At 60.7% G+C, this 12,074-nt stretch carries 9 protein-coding genes; 7 read left to right on the top strand and 2 right to left on the bottom strand.

Annotated elements, in window-relative coordinates; genetic code table 11:
* Window positions 1-27: 27 nt before the first annotated feature.
* Window positions 28-1,566 (top strand): calcium-binding protein, encoded by a 1,539-nt coding sequence (locus tag ASG68_RS32840; RefSeq protein WP_062584764.1) that lies wholly within the window; start codon window positions 28-30, stop codon window positions 1,564-1,566.
* Window positions 1,567-1,705: 139 nt separating this feature from the next.
* On the opposite strand, the gene ASG68_RS29615 is transcribed toward ASG68_RS32840, so the two are convergent.
* Window positions 1,706-2,869, bottom strand: a complete 1,164-nt coding sequence (locus tag ASG68_RS29615; protein ID WP_062584763.1) for a dihydrodipicolinate synthase family protein — start codon at window positions 2,867-2,869, stop codon at window positions 1,706-1,708.
* Between the two features lie 331 nt (window positions 2,870-3,200).
* Here ASG68_RS29615 and ASG68_RS29610 point away from each other — a divergent pair, with 331 nt between their 5' ends.
* Genes ASG68_RS29610 through ASG68_RS29590 form a run of 5 tightly spaced genes read left to right on the top strand, consistent with a single transcriptional unit; the run spans window position 3,201 to window position 9,152 of the window.
* Window positions 3,201-4,250 carry a LacI family DNA-binding transcriptional regulator gene (locus tag ASG68_RS29610; RefSeq protein ID WP_062584761.1) on the top strand — a complete coding sequence of 350 codons (1,050 nt, stop codon included), beginning with the start codon at window positions 3,201-3,203 and terminating at the stop codon, window positions 4,248-4,250.
* Window positions 4,247-5,248, top strand: coding sequence for a Gfo/Idh/MocA family protein (locus tag ASG68_RS29605; protein ID WP_062584759.1), 1,002 nt, complete (start codon window positions 4,247-4,249; stop codon window positions 5,246-5,248). The genes ASG68_RS29610 and ASG68_RS29605 overlap by 4 nt, the downstream gene beginning before the upstream one ends.
* Before the next feature lie 10 nt (window positions 5,249-5,258).
* Window positions 5,259-6,872 (top strand): acyl CoA:acetate/3-ketoacid CoA transferase, encoded by a 1,614-nt coding sequence (locus ASG68_RS29600; RefSeq protein WP_062610332.1) that lies wholly within the window; start codon window positions 5,259-5,261, stop codon window positions 6,870-6,872.
* A complete protein-coding gene (locus ASG68_RS29595; RefSeq protein WP_062584756.1) occupies window positions 6,865-7,644 on the top strand; it encodes an enoyl-CoA hydratase/isomerase family protein in 780 nt (259 codons plus the stop codon). Before ASG68_RS29600 ends, ASG68_RS29595 begins: the two co-directional genes overlap by 8 nt.
* Complete coding sequence (locus ASG68_RS29590; protein WP_062584754.1) at window positions 7,644-9,152, top strand: aldehyde dehydrogenase family protein; 1,509 nt, start codon at window positions 7,644-7,646, stop codon at window positions 9,150-9,152. The genes ASG68_RS29595 and ASG68_RS29590 overlap by 1 nt, the downstream gene beginning before the upstream one ends.
* A gap of 266 nt (window positions 9,153-9,418) precedes the next feature.
* Here ASG68_RS29590 and ASG68_RS29585 read toward each other — a convergent pair whose 3' ends face one another.
* On the bottom strand, window positions 9,419-10,426 hold the full coding sequence (locus ASG68_RS29585) for a LacI family transcriptional regulator (RefSeq protein ID WP_156373626.1): 1,008 nt from the start codon (window positions 10,424-10,426) through the stop codon (window positions 9,419-9,421).
* A gap of 409 nt (window positions 10,427-10,835) precedes the next feature.
* On the opposite strand from ASG68_RS29585, the gene ASG68_RS29580 reads away from it, so the two are divergent.
* Window positions 10,836-12,059 (top strand): ABC transporter substrate-binding protein, encoded by a 1,224-nt coding sequence (locus tag ASG68_RS29580; protein ID WP_244484363.1) that lies wholly within the window; start codon window positions 10,836-10,838, stop codon window positions 12,057-12,059.
* The last annotated feature ends 15 nt before the right edge of the window (window positions 12,060-12,074 follow it).

Here is a 12,074-nt window from a genome sequence, read left to right as displayed (position 1 = left end):
TGATATTTTCAAGTCACGGGGAAAAGTATGGCTACGATCGATATTTATTCTGGCTCTTACAGCCTTAAGGAAGTCAGTGACGCTTATGATGGCTACTACAAGAAGGGAATTTCCACGTCCTACAATATCGTGGATTATTATGGTGTCACAAAATTTCAGGTGACCGGAAAGAACTTCGTCTACGATGGAGATCGTCCGGAAAGCGGCCGGGTTACGGGATTTACGATTTTTGATCTTGATGGCAGCATCCGGTACAAAGTATCCGGCCTCGATCTATCGGTCGTGGAGTTCATGGATTCCATTGATTATCTTCCGTATCTCGAGACTATGTTCAGACCGATCACGTTCCGCTTCAACGGCGGTGAAGCGGATGATGTCTTCGTTGGCGGCACCGGAAAGGATATTGTTTACGGTGGTCTGGGTGCCGATACGATCACCGGAAATTCGCAGGCCGACACTCTCCATGGTGGCGGGACCAGTTCGGCAACGCCGAATGAATTCGACATCCTGGATTACTCCGACGAGGCGGGCGGCGCGCCTATCAAGGTGGACCTGAGCACCGGCAAGGTCATTGATACGTTCGGCTTCACCGACACCATCTCCGGTTTCGAAATCATCATCGGAACGGAGGGGAATGACACCTTCAAGGCGAAGGCCACTGATGTCTTCCAGGGATTTGCCGGCGGCCACGGCAGCAACATCTTCACCGGTGGGGCCGGCAAGCACGACGCCGTCTTCTACGATCGCTCGTTCAGTGACAATATCGAAGTCGATCTGGCCGCCAACGGAGACGGCAAGGGGCTGGCGGAAAGCTATTACGGCACGGATACGCTGACCAGCATCGAGATCGTTGTGGGGTCGCGCTATTCGGATGATATTTTCGGGTCGAAGTACAACGAAACCATCACGGGCGCCAATGGAGACGACATTCTCGACGGACGTGGCGGCGCCGATACGCTGGGCTATTCCTGGGAGACCGGCGATCGTGGTGCGAAGGTCAATCTCACGAAGGGTTATGGCTACGACACATTTGGATACCGGGACACGATATCGAATTTCGAATATGTGATCGGCACCAAATACAACGATGCTCTGACGGGCAACGAGAAGGCCAACAAGCTGACGGGCGGATATGGCAACGACACGCTGACCGGCGTTTCTGGAAACGATACCTTGTCCGGCGGCGACGGCAATGACGTCCTGTCCGGCGGCACGGGCAAGGACGCGCTGAGCGGTGGCGCCGGCAACGACATCTTCGTTTTCAATGCGGCGCTCAGCGCCACCACCAATGTCGATACGATTTCCGACTTCAGTGTTGTCTCGGACACGATCAAGCTGGAAAATGCCATCTTCACGAAGCTCACCGGCACAGGTGTGCTGACGTCTGCTCAATTCAGCGCGAATGCCGCCGGGACTGCAGCGGATACGAGTGACCGGATCATCTACGAAACGGATACCGGCAAACTGTTCTACGATTCGAACGGCAACGCCAGCGGCGGCTCTGTTCAGTTCGCGCAGCTTGCCAAGGGATTGGCCCTGACCGCGGCGGATTTCTATATCATCTGATGGCGGGGGCCTCCTGCGGAGATAGGTCCGAGGGTGGTTTTACGGTTCGCAAGGAAACCCGGCAGTGATGCCGGGTTTCGAGTTTCAGCCGAAGGCTTTCCTTGCTTCGCCGGATTCGCGACGGGTTGGGCTTGTTTGTTCAAGCCCCCTGCATCACCAGAAACGCCTTCATCCGCTCCACCGCCAGATCCGGCTTGTCGAGCACATTCGCCTTGTCGGCGAGGCGGAAGATGTCGGCGTAATGCAACACGCCGCGGGCCGACTGCATGCCAGCCGGCATGGTGAAATGCTTTTGATGCCCGTTCAGCCAAGCGAGGAACACGACGCCCGCCTTGTAATACTGGGTCGGCGCCTCGAAGATCTTACGGGACAAAGGCACAGTCGGCTCGATCACTGCGCGGAAGGTTTCGACATCGCCGGATGCCAGTGAGGCCAGCGCCTTAGAGGCGGACGGCGCGACGGCGTCGAAGATGCCGAGCAAAGCGTGGCTGTATTTCTGCCCGTCGCCCTCGATCAGTTCGGCATAGTTGAAATCGTCGCCGGTGAAGCAGAGAACGCCATCCGGCAGGCGGTTGCGCAGGGCCACTTCATAGGTGTTGTCGAGCAGCGAAATCTTGATGCCCTCGACCTTGTCCTTGTTTTCCTCAATGATCGACAGGACGGTGTCGAGCGCGGTCTCGAATGTCTCCGACCCCCAATAGCTCCTCAATTGCGGATCGAACATGTCGCCTAGCCAGTGAAGAACGACCTTGTCCTTCGTCTGGGACAGGATGCGGCCATAGACCTTGCGGTAATCGTCCGCCGATGTCGCGATGCGGGCGAGCGCCCGGCTTGCCATCATGATCGAGCGGCCACCTTCCTTCTCGACGAAACCGATCTGAGTTTCGTAGGCGCGGATGACGTCGTCGAGCGAGCGGGTGTCGGCGGGCGCTAGGTGATCGGTCCCGGCGCCACAGGCGAGATCGGCGCCGTCAACGCTGCGCGCGTCCGCCAGCGAGCGCCGGATCAGTTCCTGCGCCCCGGCCCAATCCAGCCCCATGCCGCGCTGCGATGTGTCCATCGCCTCGGCAATCTTGAAGCCCAGTGCCCAGAGATGGTGGCGGAAGGCCATGGTCGTGTCCCAGTCGATCGCGGGGCGGCCCCAGGGCTCGAGATCGCGCAGCGGATCGGAGACAACATGGGCGGCCGCATAGGCGATGCGGTTGAAGACCGGCACGGATGCCGGCCGCGCGATCGGTTCTCCCGACAGGCGATACGTCTCAAGCATGCCGTCGGCGAGCGGCAGCGACAGGGTGGCGGACATGCAGGCTCCTCCTTGGATATTGCAAGCCGAATAATTTAGATCGTTCCAAATTTCAAGGGATAATTTGCTGACTGAGTGATGCTGCGGCGCGTCAAGAGGATCGTGTAATCGGATGAAGTGAAGGCTAAAGTGGAGCAATTATCTAGAAAGAATAATGATATTATTTATTTTATTCAGTTGCATAGATGAGGAAATGCCAATTTCCAAATTCAGCTTGATGCCTCTTCCCCTCAAGGCAAATCATTTTCGAAGAAATACGCTTGACAAAATTGGAACGTTCCAATTATCTAAGGGCAATTGCGGGGCGACAAGACCTCGTTGGGAGGAAGATGTGGGCAAGGAACGGGTGACAGTCATCGATATCGCGCATGCCGCCGGCGTGTCGAAGTCGACCGTGTCGCTCGTGCTGCAGGCGAGCCCGCTGGTCAATGAGGCCACCCGCGCCAAGGTCAACGCCGTCATCCGCGAGTTGGGCTATGTCTACAATCGCGGTGCGGCCAATCTTCGTCAGTCCAATGCCAAGTCGAAGATCATCGGCATTGTCGTCAACGATCTGACCAACAGCTTCTTTGCCGAACTGGCCGTCGGGGTCGATATGGTCGTGCAATCGGCCGGGTACGTACAGTTCCTGTCCAACAGCGGCGAAAGCGTCGATCGCCAGCGTGAGGTTATCGCCTCGATGCGCGAACACGGCATTTCCGGCCTGATCCTGTCGCCGGCGCGCGGCACGGATGCGGCCGACCTGAAGCCACTGGTGGCAAGCGGCATTCCTGTGGTCAATGTCGTGCGCCAGGTCGCCGGCGCCAAGGTGTCGTCGCTGGTCTCGGATAATTTCGCTGGCATGCGCGATGCGGTGCGTCATCTTGCCGGGCTCGGACATCATCGCATCGCCTTCCTCGGTGGCTTTCCCGATACAGCCGTCTTCAACGAGCGCATGCAGGGCTATCGCGATGCGCTGGCGGACATGGACCTTGCCGTTCATGACGAGCTGGTTGTCAGTTCCGCGCCCTCACGTGCCGGGGGTGTCGCGGCGATCGAACGGGCGCTCATGCTGCGCGAGCGGCCGACGGCGGCGGTCTGCTTCAACGATGCGGTTGCCTTCGGCGTCTGCGACGGGCTGCGTGCCCATCGTCTCGATCCGGGCGAAGATTTTGCCGTCATCGGCTTCGACGATGTGATTGAAGCGCAGACGGCGGTGCCGGCGCTGACGACGGTTTCCGTCGATCCGCAGGGCATGGGGCGCCGGGCGGCGCAACTTCTTCTGAAACAGATCAATGCCGGAAAGGCCGATGCGGAAGCGATCGTCGGTTCGGTGCGGCTCGTCGTGCGCCAGAGCTGTGGTTCCGCGACGGACAAGAGAGAAAGGTTGTCTTTGCTATGACGCGTTGGGGTTTGATCGGGGCGAGCACGATTGCCCATGAATGGGTGATCGATGCGATCCGTGCCGTCGGCGGCGAAATCGTTTCGGTGATGAGCACGAGCGCCGAGCGCGGTGCGAAATATGCGGCGGACCACGGCATTCCGAAATCGGTAACCACCGTTGCCGAACTGGTCGGCGATCCCGATGTCGATGCCGTCTACATCTCAACGACCAACGAACTGCATCGCGATCAGGTTCTCGCCGCAGCCAGGGCCGGAAAGCACATTCTCTGCGAAAAGCCGCTGGCCATGTCGCTGGAGGATGCGCATGCCATGGTCAACGCGGCGAAGGATGCCGGCGTCGTCATGGCGACCAACCATCATCTGCGGGGTGCTGAAACCCACCGGGCGATGCGCGACGCCATTGCCGCCGGCAAGATCGGCAAGCCACTTGCCGCCCGCGTCTGCCATGCCGGTTACCTGCCGGTGCATCTGCAGGGCTGGCGGCTGGAGAAGCCGGAAGCGGGCGGCGGCGTCATTCTCGATATCACCGTGCACGACACGGATACACTGCGCTTCGTACTTGGCGACGATCCGATCGAGGCGATCGCGTTCGGCCAATATGGCGGCATGGCGCAGGCCGGGCTTGAAGATGCGACCATGGGCGCGCTGCGCTTCAAGTCTGGGTTGATCGCCCAGTTCCATGATGGCTTCACCACCAAATATGCGGTGACCAGCTTCGAAGTGCATGGTTCGGAAGGTTCGCTCTTCGGCCGAAACTGCATGATCCAGAAGCCGGGCGGTACCGTCACGCTGCGCAATGCGGACGGCGAAACTGAACTGCCGATTGACCATCGCAATCTCTATGAAAACACCCTGATCGCCTTCGACGCCGCGATTGCCGGCAAGGGCAAGCCGCTCTGCACCGGGGAGGATGGCATCTGGTCGCTGGCGACCGGTCTTGCCGTCGCGAAAGCAGCGCAGGCGGGCGGAACGGTCACGATCGAACCGGGATTTTGAGAGCATTTCCATGAGCAAGCATATCACCCCGGCCGAAGCCGCCGCCCTGATCCCGGATGGAGCGACCGTATCCGTGTCGTCGTCGAGCGGTCTCGGCTGCCCGGACCTGATGCTGAAGGCGATCGGCGAGCGGTTCGATGCCGTTGGCCATCCGCGTCACCTGACGACCCTGCATCCGATCGCCGCCGGTGACATGAGCGGCATCAAGGGTGTCGATTACATTGCGAAAAAAGGCCTCCTGAAGAAGATCATCGGCGGTTCCTATCCCTCCGGTCCGTCCACGTCCGAGCCGCCGTTGATCTGGCAGATGATCGGCAGCAACGAGGTCGCCGCCTACAACATCCCGTCCGGTGTGCTGTTCGACATGCATCGCGAAGCCGCAGCCAAGCGGCCGGGTGTGTTGACCAAGATCGGTCTCGATACATTCGTCGATCCGTCCCGCCAAGGCTGCGCCATGAATGCGGCGGCTGCCGCCGAGCCGGTCGTCAAGAAAATGGAGTTCGAAGGCGAGGACTGGCTTTATTTCAAGGCGATCGTGCCGCAGGTGGCGATCATCCGGGCAACGACGGCCGATGAGCGTGGCAACCTCACCTATGAGCACGAGGGCGCCTATCTCGGCGGTCTCGATCAGGCGCTCGCTGCCCGCAACAATGGTGGCATCGTCATCGCGCAGGTCAAGCGCATCACCAAGTCCGGTTCGCTCAAACCCCATGATGTGCGCGTGCCCGGCATGCTGGTCGATTACGTCATCGTCGATCCCGACCAGAAGCAGACGACGCTGACGGATTACGATCCGGCCATATCAGGCGAAATCTTCCGGCCGCTCGACAGCTTCCGCGTGCCGGAATTCAACATCCAGAAGGTCATCGCTCGCCGCGTCGCGCAGGAGCTTGAGGGTGGCTCTTGCGTCAATCTCGGCTTCGGCATCTCGGCCAATGTGCCGCGCATCCTGCTGGAAGAAGGACTGCATGGTTCGGTGACCTGGGTCATCGAGCAGGGGGCTGTCGGCGGCGTGCCGCTGCTCGATTTCGCCTTCGGTTGCGCCTCGAATGCAGACGCCTTCATGCCGTCGCCCTATCAGTTCACCTATTTCCAGGGTGCGGGTTTCGATGCCTCGCTCTTGTCCTTCCTCGAGATCGATAAATCCGGCTCGGTCAACGTCTCGAAACTCTCTTTCCGACCACATGTGACAGCAGGGGCGGGCGGCTTTGTCGACATCACCGCACGGGCAAAGAAGATCGTCTTCTCGGGCATGTTCAATGCCGGTGCCAGACTCTTGATGGCCGACAGTAAGCTGGTGATCGAGAAGGAAGGCAAGCTTAAGAAGCTGGTCAACGAGGTCGAGCATGTCACCTTCTCCGGCCGCCGCGCTGTCGAGCAGGGACAGGACATCACCTATGTCACCGAGCGCTGCGTCATGAAGCTGACGCCCGCCGGCATCGTTCTGACGGAGATCGCGCCGGGCGTCGATCTGCAGACGCATATTCTCGACCAGTCGGAATTCCCGCTGATCGTTTCGGACGACCTGAAGATCATGGATGCAGCGCTGTTCCACGAAGCGCCGATCGGTCTGACCCTGCCGCAAAAGCCGGCGCGCAGCCTGCCGGGAGGCGCGCATGTCTGACGCCCGGATTCGCATCGATATCCAGGATTCTGTTGCCATCCTCACGATCGCACGGCCTGAAAAGCTGAATGCCTTCGACATCGACATGCTGAAGGCGCTGGCCTCCGCGTGCGACACGATCGAGGCGGACCGGAACATCCGCGCTGTCATCCTGACGGGCGAGGGTAAGGCCTTTTGCGCCGGTGGCGATATAAAGGCCTGGGGCGCGATGCTTCCGGAAGAATTCGGTCATGATTGGGTGCGCTTCGGCCATCGCGTGTTCGAGCGGCTGGCGACCCTGCGCATGCCGGTGATCGCGGCCATGAACGGTCATGCGCTGGGCGGCGGCATGGAACTGGCGGCGGCGGCGGATATCCGCATTGCCGAGCAGCAGATCAAGATCGGCCTGCCGGAAACGAGCCTTGGCATGGTGCCGGGCTGGTCCGGCACGCAGCGTCTGGTCAGGCGGTTCGGTGCGCAGATCGTCCGCCGCATGGTGTTGGGCGGCGAGATGTTTACGGCTGAGGAAGCGCGCGCGAACGGGTTGGTGGACGCGGTTGTCGAGACCGGGACGGTTCTGGCAGCGGCGAAGGATTATGCAGGCCGTATCGTCAAGCGCGGACCGGCCGCAGTCGAAATCTGCAAGCTGATGATCGCTTCGGCGAATGGTGAAGACAATGGCACGGCCGTCGAGGCGCTGGGATCGATCCTGGCTGCCAAGACCGGCGACATGAAAGAGGGTGTCGCGGCCTTTTCCGGCAAGCGCCCCGCGGAATTCAAGGGAGAATGGTAATGACGGTTCTGGTGAAGCCGAAGTCGCTCGGCAATATCCTCGTGCGCGATTTCAAGATGCTGATTGATGGCAAGTGGACCGATGCCGCCGAGGGCAAGACGCTGGAGCGCATGGCCCCCGGCCATGGCGTCACGGTCAGCCGCTATCCGGCGGCGAAAAAGGCGGATGCCGAGCGCGCCATCGCGGCCGCCCGCAAGGCATTCGACGACGGTGCCTGGCCGCGCATGACGGCATCGGAACGATCGCTGGTCCTGCTCAAGGCTGCCGACATGATCGCTGCGCGTGCGGATGAACTCGCCTATCTCGACTGCATCGAAAGCGGCAAGCCGATCAGCCAGGCGAAGGCCGAGCTCGGCGGCGCCGCCGACATCTGGCGTTATGCGGCGGCTCTTGCCCGCGATTTGCATGGCGAAAGCTACAATACACTCGGTGACGGCACGCTCGGCGTCGTGCTGCGCGAAGCCATCGGTGTCGTTTCCATCATCACGCCGTGGAATTTTCCGTTCCTCATTGTCAGCCAGAAACTGCCGTTTGCGCTCGCCGCCGGCTGCACGACGGTAGTCAAGCCATCCGAACTCACCTCCGGCTCGACACTGGTTCTCGGCGAAATTCTCGAAGCCGCCGGTGTTCCCGCCGGTGTGGTCAACATCATCACCGGCACCGGCCCGGATGTCGGCGCGCTCATGACCTCGCATCCGGATGTCGACATGGTGTCCTTCACCGGCTCGACCGGTGCCGGCAAGCTGACCATGACCAATGCGGCGCAGACCCTGAAGAAGGTATCGCTGGAACTGGGCGGCAAGAACCCGCAGATCGTCTTCCCCGACGCCAATCTTGACGATTTCATCGATGCCGCCGTTTTCGGCGCATACTTCAATGCCGGCGAATGCTGCAATGCCGGCTCACGGCTGATCGTTCATCGCGATATTGTCGATGACGTCGTTCGTCGGGTCGCCGAGCTTTCTGCGAAGGTCAAGGTCGGTGATCCCCTCGATCCGTCGACGCAGGTTGGCGCTATCATCACGCCGCAGCATCTGGAAAAGATCGTCGGTTATGTCTCCGCCGCTTCCGGCAACGGTGCGACGGTATCGCATGGCGGCTCGGCGCTCGATCTCGGTTCCGGCCAGTTCATGTCACCGACCATCCTGTCGGCCGTGACGCCGGACATGGCGGTTGCCCGCGAAGAGGTTTTCGGCCCGGTCCTGTCGGTCCTGACGTTCGAGACGACGGACGAGGCGATCCGCATCGCTAACTCCATCGATTACGGCCTCTCCGCCGGCGTCTGGAGCCGCGATTTCGATACCTGCCTGACCATCGGCCGCAAGGTGCGGGCGGGCACGATCTGGATGAACACCTTCATGGACGGCGCCTCCGAACTGCCCTTCGGCGGCTACCGCCAGTCCGGCCTCGGCCGCGAACTCGGCCGCCATGCGGTGGAGGACTACACCGAGACCAAGACGCTGAACATGCATATCGGCGGCCGCACCGGCTGGTGGATGCCACGCTGAGATTTTCGGGGCGGATCAATTAGAAAGGAGGTCATGGAATGCTGCGAGTAGAACAGAGTTTTGGCATGACCTCGTGTCCAGGCGGGGCGGTGTGCTCCCTCTTGTCCCCAGCGGGGAGAAGTGCCGAGCGCATGCGAGGCGATGAGGGGGGCGTAGGCGAAGCCGGAGCCAGGGAAGGGCGGCCTTCGGCCCCCCTCATCCGGCCCTTCGGGCCACCTTCTCCCCGGCGGGGAGAAGAGGGAGCGCGCCGAGGCGCTAAGAGTCGATCAAAACCCACCAAACCCGATCTGCGGCTTCAACAGAACCTGCATGTCCGTCGTCTCATCACCCGCGATGCGGGCCAAAAGGACACGACCCATCTGTTTGCCGGTGTCGGTCAGGTCTTCGTAGATCGTCTCGACCTTCGGCTGGATCTGGCTGAGCAACTGCGACGTCCGCTTCGCGACGATGTCGTATTCGAGGCCGAGCGTCAGGCCGTGGTCGCTCATGCCGGTAATGGTGGCAAGTGCCGAGACCTCGCCGCCGCAGGCGAACCCGTCGGGGGCGTCGGGCTCACCAGCACGCCGGCTCATATAGTCGCGGATCTGTTCGACGGGACAGTCGAGGTCGATCTCTTCGGGGATCTCGTAGGCGACGCCTGCCTCGCGCACGGCGGTCATGAAGCCGTGCAGCAGGTGTTGGGAAAAGGTCATACGCTTGGGTGGCAGAATGATCATCGGCTTGCGCCGGCCACGGGAGATCAGCCGCTTGGTCGCCTCGTAGGCGAACGAGAAATTGTCGTAATCGACATAAGCGTGCGGCGTGGTGAATTCGGTTCGGCCGTGGGTGACGAAGGGAAAGCCGTTTTCGAGCAGCAGGCGAACGCGCGGATCGAAGGGTTCGGTGCGCGAGAAGAGCAGACCGTCGGCCATACCGTTGCGAACCACATGGCGAACGGCGTCGATATTGGCGCCGTTGATGAAGTTCGGCATGACGATCAGGTGGTAGGCGGTGTCTTGCAGCGCCTCGGCCAGGCCGTGCATCAGCGAAATGCCATAGCCGAGGATTTCCTCGTGCGGATCGAGCAACACGCAAATGACGTTGGTCCGGCCGGTCTTCAGGCGCTGGGCGGCGCGGTCCGGCAGGTAGCCGATCTCGGCCGCCACTTCATGGACGCGCCTGCGCGTATCGGCCGAAATCTGCGGCGCATTGCTCAATGCGCGCGACACCGTGGTGACGGCAAAACCCGTCAGGTCGGCGATCGTTCGCAGGGTCGGCTTTTCGCTTTTCAACATGGCGCCCCTTGTCGAGGAACTGGGAGCATAGGTCAATGACATACTCCCTTGGGGTGACGGCAGAGGGTCTTTGTAACGTTAGACGAACGCAGGCGCAACGCGTTTGTGAAAACGTTTTAAATCATACTATTTCGGCGTCGTTTGCTGCGATGCGGAATCGATGATTTAGCTTATAAATGTCTAAATTCAGCATGTTAAGGCTATTGACCGGGAGATGGTTTGCAGCGCTTGACTTGATACGGTTTATAACGTTTTAAATGTGTCAGCGGTGGAGACCGCAGACCAATTGCTTCCCCGTTTTGGGACGGGATGGCATTCAACGGCGGGGAGGAGTTTCCCGCTTTTCAGACTTGCAAACGGGAGGATTACGATGCGCAAGTTTATGACGACGACAGCAATTGCAGCATTGATGATGACGGGCGGCGTGGTCGTGGGCGGCACTGCCGTTCATGCTGCCGAAAGTGTCGAAGTTCTGCATTGGTGGACTTCGGGTGGTGAAGCGGCCGCTCTGGACGTCCTGAAAAAGGACCTGGAAGGCAAGAGCATTTCCTGGACCGACATGCCGGTTGCCGGTGGTGGCGGTACGGAAGCCATGACAGTGCTGCGTGCACGCGTCACGGCCGGCAACGCCCCGACGGCAGTGCAGATGCTCGGCTTCGACATTCTCGACTGGGCCAAGGAAGGCGCACTCGGCAATCTCGACGAGATCGCCACCAAGGAAGGCTGGGACAAGGTCATCCCGGCGGCCCTGCAGCAGTTCTCCAAGTATGACGGCCACTGGATCGCTGCTCCGGTCAACGTCCACTCCACCAACTGGATGTGGATCAACAAGGCAGCCCTCGACAAGGCCGGCGGCAAGGAGCCGCAGAACTGGGATGAACTGGTCGCGCTTCTCGACAACTTCAAGGCTCAGGGCATCACGCCGATCGCGCATGGTGGCCAGCCCTGGCAGGATGCGACCATCTTCGACGCGGTTGTCCTCTCGCTCGGCACCGATTTCTACAAGTCCGCCTTCATCGATCTCGACCCGGCTGCGCTGGGTGGCGACAAGATGAAGACCGCTTTCGAGCGCATGACCAAGCTGCGTTCCTATGTCGACGACAACTTCTCGGGTCGTGACTGGAACCTGGCATCGGCCATGGTCATCGAAGGCAAGGCCGGCGTCCAGTTCATGGGCGATTGGGCGAAGGGCGAATTCGTGAAGGCCAAGAAGGTGCCGGGCACCGACTTCGTCTGCATGCGCTATCCGGAAACCCAGGGCTCGGTCACCTTCAACTCCGACCAGTTCGCGATGTTCAAGGTTGCCGACGACAAGGTGCCGGCGCAGATGCAGATGGCTGCCGCGATCGAAAGCCCGACCTTCCAGTCGGCCTTCAACGTGGTCAAGGGTTCGGCTCCGGCCCGTACCGACGTTCCGAACGATGCGTTTGACGCTTGCGGCAAGAAGGCCATTGCCGACCTCGCCGACGCCGACAAGAACGGCAAGCTGTTCGGTTCCATGGCCCATGGCCATGCCAACCCAGCTGCCGTCAAGAACGCCATCTACGACGTCGTGACGCGCGAATTCAACGGTGAACTCACCGCTGAAGAAGCCGTCAAGGAACTGCCGGCCGCCGTCGCTGCCGCTCAGTAAAATCGTTGTACCTGT

The organism is Rhizobium sp. Leaf453 (assembly GCF_001425605.1).
Taxonomy (GTDB): Bacteria; Pseudomonadota; Alphaproteobacteria; order Rhizobiales; family Rhizobiaceae; genus Pararhizobium.
The sequence above is the reverse complement of the archived record's forward strand: the minus strand, read 5'-3'. Positions and strand labels throughout refer to the sequence as shown.